Here is an 18,787-nt window from a genome sequence, read left to right as displayed (position 1 = left end):
CCCCAGCACACCGAAGAGGATCAGTACGTAGTTGCTCAGCCACGGCGCCGTGACGATGCGCGCCCGCTCCGGCGCGCCGGGATCGTAGGAGACGGTGACGATGTCGCCGCTGCGCGAGGCGGTCCAGCCGGTGTTCTCGTGGGCCGCGTGCACCTCGCGGCCGTCGGGGGTGGTGAACCGGACGATCATCGACGCAGAGGTCCGGGTTTCGCGGTAGCCGACGATCTCGGCCTCGGTACGCGCGCCGTGGATCGCGAGGTACATCGAGAAGCGCAGGTGGCGGAAGAGGATCCCGAGCATCACCAGCCCGGCGCCGATCGGCACCAGCGGGTAGAGGTTCGCCACGGCCACGGTCGGCTCCGTTTCGCTGTCTCGTCCGGACGGGCCGGCGCCGCCCCAAGCGGCCGCGTACGGGTGCGCGGCAGCGGTCCGCCCGCGGCGCTGCCGATACCGTATCGAAGACCCCCCGGTACGGAAGAGGGGCGAATGTGGCGGGAGTGCAGTGGCGCAATGCGGCCTCCGGCCGCTCCCCTACGACCAGCGGAGGACACCGCAACCCTCTTTTGGGGTTACGGCGAATACGTCCGCGGGGCGATGACCGGCAGCGGCGCCGGCCCCTAGCCTTTTCGATACGGACGGAGCCGCATCGTACGGGGATGCGCGACCGGCCGGAAGGTGAAGACGGGGGGCTGGGCTGGGCGCGCTCCAGTCCCTCCGCCGAGCGGCGGACCGCACCCGGTCTGCATAGGCCGGGAGCGGCCCGCCGTCGGCTCACCGCCGCCCTTCCCGGCGGCCGGCCGCCGTTCGCTGCGATCCGCGGCCGCGCGCCGGCACCGCCGGTCCGGGCTTACCAGCTGGTGGGCACCGGCTGGCCTTCGCTGTAGCCCGCGGCGCTCTGCACACCCACGGTGGCCCGCTCGTGGAACTCCTCCAACGTGGCCGCCCCGGCGTAGGTCATGGAGCTGCGCACGCCCGCGACGATCTCGTCGACCAGGTCCTCCACTCCCGGGCGGGTCTCGTCCAGGTACATCCGCGCGGTCGAGATCCCCTCCTCGAACAGGGCCTTGCGCGCCCGGTCGAACGGCGAGTCCTCGAAGGTGCGCAGCCGCACCGCGCGCGCCGAGGCCATGCCGAAGCTCTCCTTGTACATCCGCCCCTGGGCGTCGCGGGTGACATCGCCCGGCGACTCGTAGGTGCCCGCGAACCAGGAGCCGATCATCACGTTGGAGGCACCCGCCGCCAGCGCCAGCGCAACGTCGCGCGGGTGGCGCACACCGCCGTCGGCCCACACCGAGGCGCCGAGCTCGCGGGCCGTTGCGGCGCACTCCAGCACGGCGGAGAACTGGGGGCGCCCGACCGCGGTCATCATCCGGGTCGTGCACATCGCCCCCGGGCCAACGCCGACCTTGACGATGTCGGCGCCGGCCTCGATCAGGTCGCGGGTGCCTTCGGCGGAGACCACGTTGCCGGCCACCAGCGGTACCGCCGGGTCGAGCGCGCGGATCTTGCGAAGCGCGGCGAGCATCTTGTCCTGGTGGCCGTGGGCGGTGTCGATGACCAGCACGTCGGCGCCGGCCTCGATCAGATCGGCGGCCTTGGCGGCCACATCGCCGTTGACGCCCACAGCGGCGCCCACCCGCAGCCGGCCCTGCGCGTCGGTGGCCGGGTCGTAGAGCGTGGCGCGCAGCGCGCCGGTGCGGGTGAGCACCCCGGTCAGGGCGCCGTCGCCGTCGACGACCGGCGCCAGGCGGTGCCGGAAGTCGTGCAGCGAACCGAACGCCTCCTTGGGGTCGGTGCCTTGCGGGACGGTCAGCAGGTCGCGCGACATGACCTCGCGCACCTGGGTGAAGCGGTCGACCCCGACGCAGTCGGCGTCGGTGACCACGCCAACGGGGCGCCGGCCGCCGTCGATGACGATCACGGCGTTGTGCGCCCGTTTGGGCAGCAGGTTCAGCGCTTCGCCGACCGTGCTTTCGGGAGCGAGTGTGATGGCGGTGTCGTACAGCAGGTCGCGCTGCTTGACCCAGGAGACCACCTCGGCGACGACGTCGATCGGGATGTCCTGGGGAAGTACCGCCAGACCGCCGCGGCGCGCGATGGTCTCGGCCATCCGGCGTCCGGCGACCGCGGTCATGTTCGCGACTACGATGGGAATGGTCGTCCCCGTTGCGTCCTGGGTCCGCAGGTCGACATCCAGCCGCGAGCCCACGGCCGAGTGCCGCGGAACCATGAACACGTCGCTGTAGGTCAGCTCGTGGTCGGGGACCTGGTCGTTGAGAAAGCGCACGCCTCTACCTCGGTCGGTGCCGTTGCGGGAGCGGCGCCCGGACCGGACAACAAGGGCCGGACCGGCGACAACCCCCCTTACTCCACAATTATCACCGCGTTGATTGGCCCGGACGACATGGCGTCTGGCATGATCTTGCGGCTGACCCACTCCCTTCCCGCCCCGGCCGCCGTTGTATGCGGCGAGACGCAGCGCCGTCTGCGGCGGACGCCGGCGCCGGCGGGAAGCATTGCAGGAGACGAGATGACGAGCTTTACCCTCGCGGACGTCCGCGAGCGCACCTACAAGAGCCGCGACGCCTGGTGGACGGTCTTCCTGGTCGACCCGCTGGCGGCGCCGCTGGTGGTGTGGACCGCCAACCGCACCTCCATCACGCCCAACCAGATCACTTTCGGTGCGGGCGTGCTCGGCGCGGGCTCGGTGGTGTGCTTCGCGCTGGGCGAGTGGCCGTGGCTCGTCGCAGGCGCGCTGCTGTTCCACCTCAGCTTCGTGTTCGACTGCATGGACGGCAAGATCGCGCGGTTGAAGGGCAATGGGTCGGTCTTCGGCCAGTGGGTCGACTTCGTATTCGACCGCATCCGGTTCTTCGGTGCCGTGCTGGCCCTGCTGGTCGGCCAGTGGGCGCTCACCGGCGAGGTGCTGTATCTGCTGCTGGCGCCGGTGGTGACGTTCCTGGACCTGCTGCGCTACCTCAACGGCTCCCAGGTGGGCAAGACCCGCCAGACCATGCGCACCCAGCTCCGCGCCGCCGCCGAAGGCCATGGGGCCGAGCCGGCCGCGGCCGATGACCCCGAGAGCACCGAGACCGACACCGGCCCGGGTGCCGGTGCGGGCGCCGGCGCTGCGGGCGACGACGACGGCGGTGCCGGCGCGCCCGTCGTTTTCGTGGAAGAGGTGCTGCGGGACAACCCCGAACTGGACCACGACCAGGCCCACGCCCGCTCGGCCGAATCCGGTGCCCGGGTCATCGACGTGCACCAGGGTTTCACCCGCAAGTTCGGCTGGTACGGGCGGCTGCGTGCGGCGCTGCTGCGCAGCCGGGTTCGGCCGCACCTGTTCAGCGGTATCGAGTTCGAGATGTTCGTGTGCGTGGTCGCTCCGCTGACCGCTGCGGCCTCGCTCGCCGTGCCCGGCGCCGACCTGGTCGTGCCGGTGATCGTGTTCTCGTGCGCAGCGCTGGCCGCGTTCGAGCTCCTCATCGTCTACAAGCTGTGGCTGGCCACCCGCGACTTCTCGGCGGAGATCGCCCGGCTGCGCAGCACCGGCCAGGACGGCTGACACCGCCGGCCGGGCGCCCCGGGGTTAGCAGGGCCGGTGCGGTGCGCCCGTTATGTCGGGTTCCTGTTGATGATCATGCAGAAATGCCTGTCTCAGCTGTGAAACCTGGGCATTTCTGCAGGGTCGGTGCGCCGCCCGCCCTCGCCGCCCGCGGCGGGAGCGGTGTCGCCGCCCGCCCGCGCGCTGCGCAGTGCCCAGCCCGCGGGCGGCTCGACCGCCCAGCGGGTGGCGGCCCGGACCCACGGTGCGCACAGCAGATAGGACGCGCCCACCGCCGCGGCCGAGGTGGCGGCGAACGCCAGGTGCCCGCCGAGCGCGTTGTCGGCGAAGTCGTACCAGCCCAGCGCGTCGGCGCCGCGTACGAGCAGGCCGTGCAGCAGGAACACGTACATGGTCAGCGCGCCCAGGCGGGTGAAGTGGGTGGTGCGGCGCGGGGTGAGCGAGAGCACCGCCGCGGTCAGCGCGAAGGCCAGCACCAGGAACAGCAGCCGCCCGGGGACGCCCACCGGCAGCAGGTCCATGTCGCGGTCGACCAGGCTCTCGCGCCAGTACACCCACTCGCGGCTGAGCTGCTCCAGGTAGAAGAAGCACATCGCGGCGGTGGCCAGCACGACCCCGGCGCTCCACACCCGCACCCACGTCTGCTTGAGCAGCGCCAGGTGGTGCGGCTGCAGCATGAGGCCGGCCACGAAGAACGGCAGCAGGCTGATGATGCGCGAGACGGCCAGCACATCGCCGGTGGCCACGAGCCCGCCGAGCAGCGAGACCCCCACCGAGACCGCGAACGGCCACCGGAGGCGGTTCCACACCGGTACGGTCAGCCGCCACACGAACAGTGCGGCCAGAAACCAGGTCAGCCACAGCGGTTCCAGCGGGCTGTCGGGCAGGTCGCGCCCGACCGCCCACGACAGCAGCGCATAGATCGCCCAGAAGACCAGGTAGGGCGCGGCGACCGTGGTCAGCAGCTTGTCGATCCGGCGTTTCGAGCCGTCGAAGGACTTCGACAGGTAGCCGCTGATCAGCACGAACGCCGGCATGTGGAACAGGTAGATCCAGAAGTAGGCGGCGTTGGCCAGGCGGGTGCCGTCGGTCAGCGGCTCGATGGCGTGCCCGACGACGACCAGCACGATCAGCAGGAACTTCGCGTTGTCCAGGAGCGAGTCGCGCTTGTCGCCGGGGGCAGGGCTGCCGCGCAGGCGGCGCGGTCGTTCGATGGTGGTGGTGGCCACGTGGTCTCCGAGTCGCCGTTGTCGGGGCCGTAAGAGCAGCGCCGGACCGCGGAACGTGGGGGACGGCGGCCGCCGCGCCGCCGCGGAGGCGGCGCGGCCCTCGGCAACGGGCCGGCGCGCAACTTCGATGCTGGGTGGGTTCTTCGTGGAGAACTGTGCGGAAAGCTTGGAAAACACTGAGAAAACCGAGAACCCTGGGAACGGATCCTATCCGCCGCCAGGGATCAGATCCACCGCGGGGCGTGGGTGTCCGGTGTTCCTGAGTGATACGTGCTGATGGGGGCGGGGGAATCCGGTCTCAGGACGATAACATGCCGGGGTCGTAAGCTGGGAATAAGCTGGGAAACCTGAACGGCCGTTCCGCCCGGCTGCGCATGGCCCCGGCAGCGGCGGGATCCCCCGCAACCGCCGCCTTTGCGCCGCGTGCACCGGGCGGGGCGGCGGCTCTCCTCGGCGGCGCGGATAGGGTGCATGGTCATGTGCCCCCGCTGGGCGAGGTTTGAGATTCGCCCGGGCGAGCGGGACAATCGGCGCTGCGATCGCACGCCGGAAGCGACAAACCGGGCGAGAGATCGCTCCCAGCCCACAGAGACGAAGGCGGTGGAAGCGATGCCGCATGCGGTCGATCCCCAGCGTGTCGCCGAGCACGGTGGCGCGGTGATGCGGCTCGTCGACGAGGTCTTCCCGCTGGTGGAGGGCTTCTACGTCGACCTGCACAAGAACCCCGAGCTCTCCCACCAGGAGCACCGCACCGCCGGTGCCGTCGCCGAGTGGCTGACCCGGGCGGGCTTCGAGGTCGAGACCGGCGTCGGCGGCACCGGCGTCGTGGGCGTGCTGCGCAACGGCGACGGCCCCACGGTGCTGCTGCGCGCCGACATGGACGCGCTGCCGGTCCAGGAACGCACCGGGCTGCCCTACGCCAGCACCGCCCGGGGGCGCGACGACTCCGGCCACGACGTGCCGATCATGCACGCCTGCGGCCACGATGCGCACACCGCATGCCTGGTCGGCACCGCCGACCTGCTCGCCGAGGCCCGCGGCGAATGGCGCGGCACCCTGATGGTGGTGGCCCAGCCGGGTGAGGAGACCCTCGACGGCGCCATCGCCATGCTGCGCGACGGCCTCTATACCCGCTACGGCCGCCCCGACGTCGTCCTCGCCCAGCACCTCGGCCCCCAGCCCGCCGGCATGGTGGCGCACCGCGCGGGCACCATCATGGCCGCGTCCACCAACCTGCAGGTGCGGGTGTTCGGATCCGGCGGGCACGCCTCGCGTCCGGAGAACACCGTCGACCCGGTGCTGATCGCCGCCAACATCGTCACCCGGCTGCAGACCATCGTGGCGCGCGAGATCAGCCCCAGCGAGATGGCGGTGGTGACCGTGGGCGTGCTGCGCGCCGGCACCAAGCACAACGTCATCCCCGAAGAGGCGTACCTGGAGATCGACACCCGCGCGCTGAACCCGGCCGTTGCCGAGCGCCTGCACAGCGCCATCGACCGCATCGTCCGCGCCGAGGCCGCCGCCTCCGGCGCCCAGCGCGAACCCGAGATCACCGCCGCCCGCGAAACCGGGGTGACCGCCAACGAGCCCGCGGCCACCGCCGAGGTGGTCTCAGCCCACCGCGCCTACTTCGGCGACGACTACATCATCGAGCTGCCCGAGCCGATCACCGGCAGCGAGGACTTCCCCGCCTTCGGCCTGCCGGGCGACCCCGCTCCGGTGCCCTACGTGTACTGGTTCCTGGGCGCGACACCCCACGACGTGTGGGAGTCCGCGCCCGGCGAGACCCCGTACGAGAAGCTGATGGGCGTCCCCGCGACCCATTCGCCGTTCTTCGCGCCCGACCGCGAGTCCACGCTGCGCGCCGGGCTGACCGCGCTGTCGCTTGGCGCCCTGACCTACCTGGGTACGCCCGAGTCCGCTGCCCCCGCGGACGGCCGGGCCGCGCCGACCGGCGGCCAGGCGGCACCGACCGGCGCGCAGACGGCGGCGACCGGCGGGCAGGCCGCAATGCACGCGCCGACCGGTTCCGGCGAGATGCAGGATCCCTACCAGGGCCCCTACCAGCAGTCCGCCCCGCCGCCGGTGCCCGCGCTGTCGGGTCCCGGCGAGGGCGGCGGGTACCCCGGTGCGTACGGCCCTCAAGACTTCGGGCCCCAAGACTCCGGTTCCCAAGGCGAGGCCCCGGCACCCTTCGCCGAACCCGGCTCCGCACCGCCGCCGGCCGGCCCGCCCGCCGGGCCTCCTGCCGCCCCGCCCGCCGGACCGCCTCCTGCGGGGCATGCCGCGGCGCCGCCCGCCGGGCAGCCGTTCGGCGAGTTCCCGCCGCCCGCGGGCCCGGTGCCGCCGACCGCCGCCTACCCGCCCGGGCCGCCCGCCGGCGCTCCCGAAAGCGGCGGCCACTGGGACGGCCGGTCCGAGAGCCGTCCCGACGGCCAACCCGGCCCCGAGCCCGCCGGCGCCCCCGAGCCCGACGACGACGAGGGCGAGTCCACCGCCTACACCGATATGGACCGCTACCTGGACGACGCCGACGACCCGGCGCCCTCCTACGGGCCCGCGCCCGGCTACGACCCGGCGCCCGCCTTCGACCAGGAGCAGCCCGGCTACGGTCCGCCGCCTGCGGGCCCGCCGCTGCAGGGACCCCCGGCACCGCCGCCGGCCGGACCGCCCATTTCCGCACCTCCGCCGCAAGGGCCGCCCGTCTCGGCCCCGCCGCCGCCTCCGGGCGCGGTGCCCTACTCCACCGAGCGCGACCCCGGTACCGGCGGCCACCCGGCCCAGCCGCACGACCCGCAGGGGCCGCAGGGACCGCAGGGACCGCAGGACCAGCGGAACGCGCAGCACCCGCAGGATCCGCCCGATCCGCAGTACTACGATCCGCAGCAGCCCGGGCAACCGGGGCAGGATTCCCCGGCGGATCCGCCGCCGGATCCGCCGTACCGGTTGTAGCGTAAGGCGCGGACACAACGGGGGCGGGCGGCTGGGCGGGGCGTTGCCACATGGGGCTGTCACCACAGAAGCGGACGATGTGGCCGCAGCACCGGCGCATGTTCCTGGCGCGGTGGGGCGATCCGCAGCGCACCCGCGCGCTGCGCCACCCGCGCGAGAACACGGCGCTGCTGGTGTGCCTGGCCATCACGGCGCTCGCCGTCACCGGTGCCGTCAACCGTGCCTTGGACGGCGACACCGGCCAGCCGCTGCTGGTGCTGGCCATCCCCGCGGTGGTGTTCTTCGTCCGCGGGCAGCTGTATGCGCGCCAGCGGGTCAACGGTGTGCGGATCTCCGCGGAGCAGTTCCCCGAGGCGCACCGGATGGTCGTCGACGCGGCGCGCGCGTTCGACCTGCCGCAGGTGCCCGACGCCTACGTGGTGCTGGGCAACGGCCACATCAACGCCTTTGCGTCCGGGCACGGCTCGCGCCGGTTCGTGGCGGTGCACAGCGACCTGTTCGAAGTGGGCGGGCGCCTGGCCGACCCCGACGCGCTGCGGTTCATCATCGGCCACGAGGTCGGCCACATCGCAGCCGGGCACACCTCGTTCTGGCGCCAGTTCGGGGTGTCGGTGGCCGACATCATCCCGGGCATCGGCGCGACCCTGAGCCGGGCGCAGGAGTACACGGCCGACAGCCACGCCTACGAGTTCTGCCCCGAGGGGATGCAGGGCCTGCGGGTGCTCGCCGCCGGCAAGTACCTCTACCGCGACGTCGACTTCGCCGACATCGCCGCGCGGGCCCAGACCGACCAGGGGCTGTTCGTGATGCTGGTGAACCTGCTGTCGAGCCACCCGGTCAACACCTGGCGGTTCGAGGCGCTCACCGACCGGTCGCGGCCGGGCCGGCTGCTGTGAGCGCCGCAGCGCATCGGCCGGCAACCCCGCTCCGGACCGGCCCGCCCCGCATACCGGAATTTCCGCGCGTACCGGTACCGGACCGGGTTTTGGTTCGCGGCCGAATGCGGCTTTCGGGAATCCCGTTAGCGTGCACGCAATCGGAGGCCTCTAACATGCGCACATGTCGATCGAGACCCTGCAGTTAACACGGATCGAAACGGCGTCCCGCGTGATCGACCCGGTCTTCCGGGATACGCCGCAGATTTTCGACCAATCCGTCTCCCGCAGCCTGGGACGCGAAACCCTGCTCAAAATCGAGACCCTCAACCCCGTACGCTCCTTCAAGGGCCGCGGCGCCGACTTCCTGCTGCACGACACCGCCGAGAAACGCGCCGTTGTGTGCGCCTCGGCCGGCAATTTCGGGCTGGCGGTCGCCCATGCGGCGAGGCGGCGCGGGCTCGGCGTCCACGTCTTCGCCGCCGAAACCGCCAATCCGCTGAAGATCGCCCGGATGCGCGAATCCGGTGCCCGGGTCGTGGTCGACGGCGCCGATTTCGACACCGCCAAACAGGCCGCGGCCGACTACGCCCGCGGGCGCCCGGACTGCGTGTACATCGAGGACGGCCACCAACCGCAGATCGCCGAGGGCGCCGGCACCATCGGCGCCGAAATCGCCCCGCTGGGACTGGACGCCGTCGTGGTGCCGGTCGGCAACGGCGCGCTCATCTCGGGGATCGGCCGGTGGCTGAAGGCCCGCGCCGAAGGCACCCGGGTCATCGGGGTGTGCCCCGCCGGCGCGCCCGCGATGATGCAGAGCTGGCGCGCCGGCCGGCCGGTCGCCACCGAGCGCGCCGACACCGCCGCCGACGGCCTCGCGGTGCGGGTGCCGGTCGCCGCGGCGGTCGAGTGGATGTGCGGCGTCGTGGACGACGTGGTGCTCGTCGACGACGCCGAGATCCGCACGGCGCTGCGGCTGCTGCGCGACACCCTCGGGCTGATCGTGGAGCCCTCGGCCGCCGCTGGCGTCGCGGCCATCGCCGCGCGGGACATCCCCGGCGCCAGGGTGGGCACCGTGCTGACGGGCAGCAACTTCGCACCCGATCTGGCCGGGTCGCTCTGAGCCGCGCCCGCATGCCGGTGACCGCCCCGCCCCTGCCGCGGGCGGGGCGGACCCCGGCCGCTACGCCGAACCGGCCAGCGCCCGGGTGTAGCGCTCGGCGAGGTGGGCCGGCAGCGGCTCGTGGCGCAGGTAGGACCGGGTGAACGTGCCCGTGCCGTGCGAGATGGAGCGCAGGTCGATCGCGTAGCGGGCGATCTCCAGCTGCGGGATCTCGGCGCGGATCAGCGTGCGCCCGTTGTCCATCGGCTCGGTGCCCACCACCCGGCCGCGGCGCGCCGACAGGTCGCTCATCACCGCACCCATGTACTCCTCGGCGATCAGCACGGCCAACTCGTCGATCGGCTCCAGCATCGACAGCCGGCACTTCTCGGCGGCGTCCTTCAGCGCCAGCCGCCCCGCCTTCTGGAAGGCCATGTCGGAGGAGTCCACCGAGTGCGCCTTGCCGTCGTAGAGCGTGACGCGGATATCCACCAGCGGGTAGCCGGACTGCACACCGCTCTCCATCTGCGAGCGGATGCCCTTCTCAACCGACGGGATGAACTGGCGCGGCACGACACCCCCCACGATCCGGTCGACGAACTCCAGCCCGCCGCCCGACGGCAGCGGCTCGACCTGGATGCGGCAGATGCCGTACTCGCCGTGGCCGCCGCTCTGCTTGACGTTGCGGCCCATACCCTCGGCGGGTTCGGCAAAGGTCTCGCGCAGCGGCACGCGGACCTCCTCGGTCTCGACCGCGACCCCGTGGCGCGTGGCGAGCCGGTCCAATGCCAGGTCGAGGTGGGCCTCGCCCATGCACCACAGCACCAGCTGGTGGGTCTCCGGGTTGACCTCGACGCGCAGGGTGACGTCCTCCGAGGCCAGCCGCCCGATCGCCTGGGCCAGCTTGTCCTCGTCGGACTTTGACGCGGCCCGCACCGCCACCGGCAGCAGCGGATCCGGGAACGTCCACGGCGGCATCCGCAGCGGGCGCTCCTTGGCCGAGAGAGTGTCGCCGGTCTCGGCCCGGGTCAGCTTGGCGACGGCGCACACGTCGCCGGAGACGATCTCGCCCACCGGTTCGCTGTGCTTGCCCAGCGGGGCCAGCAGCGCGCCGATGCGCTCGTCGACGTCGTGGTCCTCGTGGCCCCGGTCGGCCAGGCCGTGCCCGCACACGTGCACCACCGAGTCGGGCCGCAGGGTTCCGCTGAACACCCGCACCAGGCTGACCCGCCCCACATACGGGTCGCTGATGGTCTTGACCACCTCGGCCAGCAGCGGGCCGTCCGGGTCGCAGGACAGGCCGCCGGCCGGGCCGCCGTCCGCGGTGGCGACCTCGGGCAGCGGGCGCTCGGTGGGAGCCGGGGTCGCCCGGGGCAGCTCCTCCAGCAGTTCGGGTATGCCCGCGCCGCGCAGCGCCGAGACCGCCAGCACCGGGTAGAAACCCGCCCGCGCGACGGCGGCCTCCAAATCGGCGATCAGCATGGCCGGATCCAGGGCCTCGCCCGCCATGTAGCGGTCCATGAGGGTCTCGTCCTCGCTCTCCTGGATCACCCCCTCGATCAGCGCGTCGCGCATCGGCGCGGCCCGTTCGGCCAGGCCATCGGGCGGCTCTGCCTCGGTGCGGGTGCCGCCCGAGTAGTCGTAGTAGCGCCCCGAGATCAGCCCCATCAGCCCCTGCACCGTGCGGTTGTCGCCGTCGCCGGAGAACTCGGGCACGTAGGCGGGCAGCACGCCGGGGCCGAACGCCGCGCGGCACTGTTCAACGACGCCGTCGACGTCGGCGCGGTGGTGGTCGATCTTGGTGACGGCGACCGCGCGCGGGATACCGATCGCGGCGCACTCCTCCCACAGCAGCTCGGTGCGCCCGTCGATGCCGTCGACCGCCGACACCACGAACAGCGCGGCGTCGGCGGCGCGCAGCCCCGCGCGCAGGTCGCCGACGAAATCGGCGTAACCGGGGGTGTCCAGGAGGTTCACCTTGGTCCCGGCCGATACGACCGGCGCCACGGACAGGTTGACCGACCGCTTCTGCCGCACTTCGGCGCCGTCGTAGTCGCTGACCGTTGTACCGTCCTCGACGCGGCCCATGCGGTTGATCGCGCCGGAGGCGTGCAAAAGAGCTTCGGTCAGGGTGGTCTTTCCGGCTCCGGACGGGCCGACCAGCACGACGTTGCGTATCTGTGCCGGGTGGTCGGCCCTGGGAGCCCTGCCGGTGGTCGCTGGACCGGATCTGTCCGCCATGCTCTGCCACCTTTCTTCCTCGTCCGGGCCGTTCGCCCGCAGGCCCGGGCCGCGCGGTGGATCGGACGGGCACCGGAAGCCCGTGCGGGCGGCCGCGCGGCTGGTCGCCGATACCGCGCTCGCTGTGGCGCGGAACACTCTCTACGGTCACCCGTTGCGGCCGATATCACAAGAGGCGTTTTGGCAACACGCCGGGGGGCGGAATCGGCGTGAACAGTACCGGAAGCATCGGAAACGCCCAGGGCACCGGGGATTCGGACGCCGGATGCAGTGGGTAATGGCGCAGAGATCGTCCGGAATGTGCGGAAGCGGTGCGGGGATCTCTTAGGGTATGGCCGTGCTCTGGACCGATAGCGTTCCCCAGTTCGGCCTCATCGCCGGCGCCTTGGCGTTCGTACTGGTCGGATACGCGGCGGTAGGCGAACCGCTACTGGGCTGGCGCGCCTTCGCCAAACTGCGGCGCGACCGCGACAGCGACCCCCGCGCCCTCATCCGCTTCTACCGGCTGGCGATGGGGGTGCACCTGGGCTGGGTCGCGGTCATCGCCGCGATCATGCTGCTTGCGCCCGACCTCTCGCTTGCCCACCTGGGGCTGCGCGCCCCCGTTGCGTGGGTGCCGCTGCTGGCGGCGGTCCTGGGCTTCTGCCTCGCGCTGCTCATCGTCTGGTTGATCACCCGCGACCGGGGCAACCGCGGCGGGGCCCCGGGGACCGCCCCGCTACCGCCGGCGCCCGACCCCGGGCAGGCCATGAGCGTGGTGGCGCCGCGCACCCGGCGCGAACGGCAGGCGGCGGGCGGGCTCGCGGTCACCGCCGGGGTGTGCGAGGAACTGCTCTACCGCGGTCTGCTCGTGGCCTTCGGCGTCTCGCTGGGACTCCCGGTGTGGCTGGCTGCTGCCGTGGCGTGGGTGCTGTTCGTGCTCGCCCACCTCTACCAGGGCTGGTGGGGCCTTGTCGGCCCCGGGCTGCTGGGCGCGCTGTTCATGGTGATCTACCTGGGCACGGGCAGCCTGCTCCTACCCATCGTGCTGCACGTCGCGCTGGAGGTACGTTCCCTGCTGCTCACCGGCAGCGGGCGGCGCCACCGCGCCCGCGCGGTGTAGGCACGTGCGGCCGGCGGGCTGGCAGCGGTGCACGGGTGAGCGCGGGGAGCCCCGACGTGCACCGCGGTGGTGCCTGCACCCGGTGAGCCCTTCGCGCCTACCGCCCTCCCTACGCAGAAGGCGATCGGGCACGATGGTGGGGTGACCGATGCGCTCTACCGCTCCGCCCCGTTATCCGAACCGGAACGGCGGCGGCTCACGACCTCCGACGGAATCGACCTCGACTCGGCGCTGATGCGCGGCGACACGGACCGCACCACCGCGGTCGTCCTGGCCAACGGGTTCACCGGCACCTGGCGCAGCCAGGGAACGCAGCGCATCGCCGAGCGCATGCTGCCGACCGCCGACGTAATGGCCTTCGACTTCCGCGGCCATTTCGAATCCGGTGGCCGCTGCACGGTCGGCAACCTGGAAGTGCACGACTTGGAAGCCGTCTGCGCGCACCTGCGCGGCTTGGGCTACACCAGCATCGCCACCATCGGGTTCTCCATGGGCGCGGCGGTGGCCGTGCGCCATGCCGCCCTGTTCGGCGGAGTCAGCGCGGTGGTGGCGGTCAGCGGGCCCGGCATGTGGTACTACCGCGGCACCCGGCGGATGCAGCTGCTGCACTTCGGCATCGAACGGCCCATCGGCCGGTGGTTCCTGCGCGTGGCCCGCCGGGTACGCGTCATCGACAGCCAATGGGACCCCGTGCCGCCCGACCCCACCGAACTGGCCCCCGACCTCGCCGCCCCGCTGCTGGTGGTGCACGGGGACGCCGACACCTATTTCCCCATCGAGCACGCCGAGAACCTCTACGCCGCGGCACCCGAACCCAAGGACCTGTGGATCGAACCGGGTATGGGCCACGCCGAGCGCGCGATGACACCGGAACGCGCCGAACGGGTCGCACGGTGGCTGCGGCCGCACACGGCCCCGGCCGAAGACACCGGCTGAGCCGGGGTAGGGCCGCCTGCCCCGGAGCGGTTGCGGCGGGGGAGCGGTCCGTGCCCTTGTACCGCCGCTGCACCGTCCGCCCGCCGTATCGGCGCCGTCGCCGCGGTGCCGGCCGCTGGGGTAGAAAGAACCAATGGCACACACCTCCGATGTCCGGATGAATCCGGGGCCGGGTCGGCCCGGCGGGCGGCACCTCGGGCTGAACGGGTGGGCGTTCCGGCTGCTCGTGATGGCGACCGCGCTCACCTTCACCGGATTCGTCCTGCTGCTGCCCATCGTCCCGCTCTGGGCAACCCGCGGCGGCGCGGACGAGCTGGGCGCGGGGTCGACCACGTCGGTCTTCATGCTCACCACGGTGCTGACCCAACTGGCCATGCCCTGGGTGCTCGACCGCGGCGGCTACCGGTGGACCTTCCCGGTCGGCGCCCTGCTGATGGGGGTGCCGACCCCGCTGCTGCTGCTGGCGAACGACATCGGGCCGCTGCTGGCCGTGTCGGCGCTACGCGGGGCCGGATTCGGCATGGTGACGGTGTCCGGCTCGGCGCTGGCCGCCCGGCTGGCGCTGCCCGAACAACTCGGCCGCGCCGCCGGGTACTACGGTCTGGCGGTGGGACTGCCCAACGCCGTGTTCCTGCCGACCGGTGTGTGGGCGGCGCTCAACCTCGGGTTCGCAACGGTGTTCTGGATCGCCGCGATCGGCCCGGTGCTGGGAGCGGCGGCCGCCGCGGGGATCTGGGTCCTTGCCGGCGACGGCACCGGCATGCGCGGCAGTGATAGCGGCCGGGCCGGCGGGGCCGATGGCGCTGATGCGGCCGCCGCGGCCGGCGGGGAGAATGCGGCTGCCGGAGCCGGAGCCGGAGCCGGAGCCGGAGCCGGAGCCGGAGCCGGAGGCGGAGGCGGAGTGCGGCCGAGCGGCTTCCGGCTGCACGCGCGGTTGGGTATCCCGCTGCTGGCGATGCTGGTGCCGGCGATCGCCTCCAGCGCGATCCTGACTTTCCTGTCCATCCCGCTCGCCGGCGCCTCCACGGTGGTCTTCGCCGCGCTGCTGGTGTTCGGTGCGCTGTCGGTGTGCGGCCGCTGGGCGGCGGGCGCGCTCAGCGACCGCAGGCGGCGGCCGGTGCTGCTGGTGCCCGGCAGTATCGCCGCCGCGGCCGGTATCGCCCTGACCGCAGCGGCCCTGTGGCCGGCGGGCGCGGACTGGTCCGGTCCCGGGCTCCTGGGCTCGGCGGCGGCCATAGGCGGCGCCGCCCTGTTCGGCGCGGGTTTCGGCGCCGTGCAGAACGACACCCTCGTCACCATGTTCCACCGAGCCGGCACCCGCGCCTACGGCACGGCCAGCGCGGTATGGAACATCGGATTGGACGCGGGCACGGGCCTGGGTGCACTCCTCCTGGGCCTGGCCATCCAGGCGGCGGGCTACGGCCCCGCCTTCGCAATCACGAGCGCCGCCCTAGCAGCCTGCCTCCCAGCGGCAGCGGCCTTGGCCCGCCGTTCGCACTGAGGGGCGAGCGGGAAACCGGGACGCGGGTATTTCCCGGTCAGAGCGGTCTCCGGTCCGAATCGGTACACTGAATTCGCTTTTGCACCCAGGAGTCGGGGCAACCCGGCAATCGGGCGCTGACGCCCTCTGTTTCAGCAGATCCGGATATTCAGTATTCTGCTTCCGATGACTGACAACGACGCATCACGGGTGCTTTCCGAACGGTACTTGTTGCTGGACCGTCTCGGCAGTGGCGGCATGGGAACCGTGTGGCGGGCGAAAGATCAACTTTTGGACCGCGTTGTCGCGGCCAAAGAAATGCTGCTCGGAGCCAAGGGGGCGGAGTACGCCACGCAAGCGGCCCGGGTGCGCCGGGAGGCGTACACCATTGCCCGGATAACGCACCCGAACGTGGTCAACGTCTATGACCTGGTGGACGATGGCGAGCGGCTGTGGCTGGTGATGGAGCTTGTCGACGGGCCATCGCTGAAGGAACGTGTCAACGCCGGCGGCCCGATGGGCCACGCCGACGCAGCCGGGATCGGCCTGCAACTCCTCGGCGCTCTCGACGCCGTACACGCCGCCGGCGTGTTGCATCGGGACATCAAACCGGGCAACGTCCTGCTGCGCCCCGACGGCGGAGTGGTGCTGTGCGACTTCGGTATCGCTGCGCTGAGCGGGACCGAATCGCTGACGGAGACCGGCGCGGTGGTGGGTTCGCTCGGTTACATCGCCCCGGAAAGGCTCTCCGGCCAGACATCCGGACCGCCCAGTGACCTGTTCTCACTCGGCGTCACGCTGTGTGTGCTGCTCTCCGGCCGTACTCCGTTCGCCCGTCCCGAACCCGCCGGCACACTGCACGCGGTCGCAGCGGAGGAGCCGGACATACCGCCCGAGGCCGGACCGCTGCGGCCGCTGCTTGAGGCGCTGCTGCGGAAGAACCCGGCCGACCGCCCTTCCGTCGCGGAGGCGAGCGAGGAGCTGCGGTCCCTCACCGCAACGGGGTCGGCCGCGCATGACCGTCCGGCGGGTGGAGGGGGGACAGCGGGTGAATCAGGTGGAGCGGGGGCGGCGGAAGCCGGCGCCGCTCGGCGCCGCCGCCGGCTGGGCTTGGCGGCACTTTCGGCCGCCGTCGTGATCGCCGTCGCCATCGCCGGGGGTGCGTTCGCGAGCCGCTGGGGCGGGACCGATACGGCCGGAACGGCGGGCACCGCGGCGGAATCGGAGATCCCCGCCGCGGAGACTGCGAGTGCCAAGGAGCAGAAGCCGGATTCCGGAGGCGACACCCCCGATCCCGCGGAGGGCACGGCGGATGCCGCGGAACCGTCCGCGAGCCCCGATTCCGTGCCTGCCGCCGGCCCCACCCGCACCGATGCGGTAATGCCGATTCCCGGTGCCCCGAACACCCGCACGTCGGACGAATACTGGATGTTCTCCGGCGATCACTACATCCGGGGCGGCATTGCCGCCTCGGGGTATCCGGTCGGACAGCGCCGGACGGAGATCTCGCCGCTCAAATCATGGGATGACACGTTCGCGAACCTGCCGGGATTCCAGGACAAGATAGACGCGGTGCTGCGTGTCCCCGGGCTCGGAAACGAATACTGGGTGTTCTCCGGGAGCCGGTACATCCGAATCCGGATCGCCGGTGCCGAAGACTCGTTCGATGACACGCTGGTGGCGGGGCCGAACCCGATCAGCGACTGGGAGAGCGCTTTCGGAGGGCTTGCCCACGACGGGATCGACGCGGTGATGCCCACGCCGGACGACCCCAGCCAGTACTGGGTGTTCGTCGGCGACCAGTACGTGCGCACCACGCTTGACGGCGAAGGCCCCGGCGGCAGCGCCACCATCGGCCCGGCGAACCTCGATGCCTGGTCCACCTTGAGCGAGTTCGCCTCGTCCGGTCAGGGGATCGACGCGGTGATGCCGGTACCGAACGAGCGGAACCAGTACTGGGCATTCGCGGGCGACCAGTACATGAAGATCGGCGTCGCCGATACCTCCTACGAGGACACGGTGCTCCACGGTCCCGAACCCCTCCGCAACTGGTCGGCCCTTGACTGACCCGGCGCCGCCCAGCGGCGGCGAAGCACCGCGCCCGGCGGAGGACGGCCGAGGACGGCGATACGGTGGAACCGGTTCTAGTACAAGTCAGGCCCCGGCAAGACCGCCGGGGCCTGATCTGTACCGCGATGTCTCGCCCCGGATCCATCTGCTTGATGCCGGTAAATGGTTTCCAGGCGAAGAAGTGCCTTGCGAACCTTTCCAGCGGATTATTGCCCGACGCCGTGGTCCGCTGAATATCTTGGTTGACGGATTGGACTATCCGTTGTGTGCGTCGATCTCGGTCGCCAGCGTCTGTTGGGTGGCCGCCCACGACGCCAGGAGCGCCACATTATCGGCGGTCGGTGTGCCCGCGGGTGCGGTGTAGATGTTGAGGTGCAGTCCGGGTTCGGCGGGCAGTTCCAGGGATTCGACGTCCAAGTCGAGCTTGCCCACGATCGGATGGCGCATACGTTTGCGGCCGGACCGGTGCAGCCGCACGTCCTGAGATGCCCACCGCTGCCGAAATAGCTCACTGCACGTTGACAGTTCGCCGACTAGGGCGATCAGCTCCTCGTCGTGCGGATTGCGGCCGGCTTCCATGCGCAGCTTCGCGGCCACGTCACCGACAATTTGGTCGTAGTCGGCAAAGAAATCCCTGGCCGCCTCGGAGTTTAGATAGACGAACCGCGCTGTGTTGGCGGGTCGTCGCGGATCGGCCAGCACCGGTGAATACAGCGCGCGAGCGAGCTGGTTCATGGCGAGCACGTCATAACGGCTGTTGCCGATCCAGGCCGGCGCATCGGAGATCGCGTCGAGCACCTGCTGCAGCGTCGAGCGCACCGTCACGGCAGACCTGCGCCGACGTGGGCCGCTGGGCGCCGTGGATTGGCGCGCGAGGTGGAACAGGTGGTCGCGCTCGGCCTCGTCGAGTTGCAAGGCAGCGGCCAACGCGTCGAGCACCCCATCGGAGGCACCGGCGAGGCTGCCGCGTTCCATGCGCACGTAGTAGTCGACCGATACCCCCGCCAGCAGCGCTACCTCCTCGCGGCGCAAACCTTTGACCCGGCGGTTGCCGCCGTAAGCGGGCAGGCCCGCCTGCCCGGGTGCGATGCGGGCGCGACGCGAGCTGAGAAACTCCCGGATCTCGGTGCGTAGATCCATCGTGGCCACCCCTCGCCGTAAGCCGGTCCCGCAGTCTAGCCTCGATCTTTCGTGAGGCTGCGGCGTCGAAGTGAAGGACCCGGCCCTGTCTCACG

At 71.8% G+C, this 18,787-nt stretch carries 13 protein-coding genes; 8 read left to right on the top strand and 5 right to left on the bottom strand.

Annotated features, from left to right (window positions below; genetic code table 11):
- Nucleotides 1–345 (bottom strand): DUF3592 domain-containing protein (locus tag ACYVD5_RS14400; protein WP_461001539.1); only part of this gene is annotated, 345 nt, incomplete at its 3' end.
- A 502-nt stretch (nt 346–847) separates the two neighbouring features.
- Nucleotides 848–2,287 (bottom strand): GuaB1 family IMP dehydrogenase-related protein, encoded by a 1,440-nt coding sequence (locus ACYVD5_RS14395; protein ID WP_461001538.1) that lies wholly within the window; start codon nt 2,285–2,287, stop codon nt 848–850.
- 243 nt (nt 2,288–2,530) lie between these two features.
- Here ACYVD5_RS14395 and ACYVD5_RS14390 point away from each other — a divergent pair, with 243 nt between their 5' ends.
- Complete coding sequence (locus ACYVD5_RS14390; protein ID WP_461001537.1) at nt 2,531–3,565, top strand: CDP-alcohol phosphatidyltransferase family protein; 1,035 nt, start codon at nt 2,531–2,533, stop codon at nt 3,563–3,565.
- A gap of 92 nt (nt 3,566–3,657) precedes the next feature.
- Here ACYVD5_RS14390 and ACYVD5_RS14385 read toward each other — a convergent pair whose 3' ends face one another.
- Nucleotides 3,658–4,794 (bottom strand): acyltransferase family protein, encoded by a 1,137-nt coding sequence (locus ACYVD5_RS14385; protein WP_461001536.1) that lies wholly within the window; start codon nt 4,792–4,794, stop codon nt 3,658–3,660.
- Between the two features lie 609 nt (nt 4,795–5,403).
- Between ACYVD5_RS14385 and ACYVD5_RS14380 the strand changes: the two genes are divergently transcribed.
- The 3 genes from ACYVD5_RS14380 to ACYVD5_RS14370 all read left to right on the top strand — a co-directional run bounded on the left by ACYVD5_RS14380 (nt 5,404) and on the right by ACYVD5_RS14370 (nt 9,744).
- The gene (locus ACYVD5_RS14380; protein WP_461001535.1) at nt 5,404–7,746 is read left to right on the top strand and encodes an amidohydrolase; all 2,343 of its coding nucleotides are present in this window, start codon (nt 5,404–5,406) and stop codon (nt 7,744–7,746) included.
- A gap of 77 nt (nt 7,747–7,823) precedes the next feature.
- The gene (locus ACYVD5_RS14375; RefSeq protein ID WP_461001534.1) at nt 7,824–8,642 is read left to right on the top strand and encodes a M48 family metallopeptidase; all 819 of its coding nucleotides are present in this window, start codon (nt 7,824–7,826) and stop codon (nt 8,640–8,642) included.
- Between the two features lie 163 nt (nt 8,643–8,805).
- The gene (locus tag ACYVD5_RS14370) at nt 8,806–9,744 is read left to right on the top strand and encodes a threonine ammonia-lyase (RefSeq protein ID WP_461001533.1); all 939 of its coding nucleotides are present in this window, start codon (nt 8,806–8,808) and stop codon (nt 9,742–9,744) included.
- 60 nt (nt 9,745–9,804) lie between these two features.
- Here the strand turns inward: ACYVD5_RS14370 and ACYVD5_RS14365 are convergent, their stop codons facing one another.
- Nucleotides 9,805–11,964: an elongation factor G-like protein EF-G2 gene (locus ACYVD5_RS14365; protein ID WP_461001532.1), complete on the bottom strand. Its 2,160-nt coding sequence runs from the start codon at nt 11,962–11,964 to the stop codon at nt 9,805–9,807.
- A gap of 337 nt (nt 11,965–12,301) precedes the next feature.
- On the opposite strand from ACYVD5_RS14365, the gene ACYVD5_RS14360 reads away from it, so the two are divergent.
- The 4 genes from ACYVD5_RS14360 (at nt 12,302) to ACYVD5_RS14345 (ending at nt 17,549) form a co-directional block, all read left to right on the top strand.
- Nucleotides 12,302–13,066 (top strand): lysostaphin resistance A-like protein, encoded by a 765-nt coding sequence (locus ACYVD5_RS14360; RefSeq protein ID WP_461001531.1) that lies wholly within the window; start codon nt 12,302–12,304, stop codon nt 13,064–13,066.
- A 141-nt stretch (nt 13,067–13,207) separates the two neighbouring features.
- A complete protein-coding gene (locus ACYVD5_RS14355; protein WP_461001530.1) occupies nt 13,208–14,002 on the top strand; it encodes an alpha/beta hydrolase in 795 nt (264 codons plus the stop codon).
- A 133-nt stretch (nt 14,003–14,135) separates the two neighbouring features.
- A complete protein-coding gene (locus ACYVD5_RS14350; protein WP_461001529.1) occupies nt 14,136–15,503 on the top strand; it encodes an MFS transporter in 1,368 nt (455 codons plus the stop codon).
- A 165-nt stretch (nt 15,504–15,668) separates the two neighbouring features.
- Nucleotides 15,669–17,549, top strand: coding sequence for a protein kinase domain-containing protein (locus ACYVD5_RS14345; RefSeq protein ID WP_461001528.1), 1,881 nt, complete (start codon nt 15,669–15,671; stop codon nt 17,547–17,549).
- Between the two features lie 258 nt (nt 17,550–17,807).
- Here ACYVD5_RS14345 and ACYVD5_RS14340 read toward each other — a convergent pair whose 3' ends face one another.
- Complete coding sequence (locus tag ACYVD5_RS14340) at nt 17,808–18,692, bottom strand: MmyB family transcriptional regulator (RefSeq protein WP_461001527.1); 885 nt, start codon at nt 18,690–18,692, stop codon at nt 17,808–17,810.
- Nucleotides 18,693–18,787 lie beyond the last annotated feature (95 nt).

Source organism: Streptomonospora sediminis (assembly GCF_054778995.1).
This window is presented reverse-complemented; position numbering and strand designations above follow the sequence as displayed.

Excerpts from the sequence above, each read along its gene's own strand:
- ACYVD5_RS14380 (WP_461001535.1), top strand. The coding sequence starts at position 5,404 with ATGCCGCATGCGGTCGATCCCCAGCGTGTCGCCGAGCACGGTGGCGCG.
- ACYVD5_RS14340 (WP_461001527.1), bottom strand. The coding sequence starts at position 18,692 with ATGGATCTACGCACCGAGATCCGGGAGTTTCTCAGCTCGCGTCGCGCC.
- ACYVD5_RS14365 (WP_461001532.1), bottom strand. The coding sequence starts at position 11,964 with ATGGCGGACAGATCCGGTCCAGCGACCACCGGCAGGGCTCCCAGGGCC.
- ACYVD5_RS14375 (WP_461001534.1), top strand. The coding sequence starts at position 7,824 with ATGTGGCCGCAGCACCGGCGCATGTTCCTGGCGCGGTGGGGCGATCCG.
- ACYVD5_RS14350 (WP_461001529.1), top strand. The coding sequence starts at position 14,136 with ATGGCACACACCTCCGATGTCCGGATGAATCCGGGGCCGGGTCGGCCC.
- ACYVD5_RS14370 (WP_461001533.1), top strand. The coding sequence starts at position 8,806 with ATGTCGATCGAGACCCTGCAGTTAACACGGATCGAAACGGCGTCCCGC.
- ACYVD5_RS14390 (WP_461001537.1), top strand. The coding sequence starts at position 2,531 with ATGACGAGCTTTACCCTCGCGGACGTCCGCGAGCGCACCTACAAGAGC.
- ACYVD5_RS14345 (WP_461001528.1), top strand. The coding sequence starts at position 15,669 with ATGACTGACAACGACGCATCACGGGTGCTTTCCGAACGGTACTTGTTG.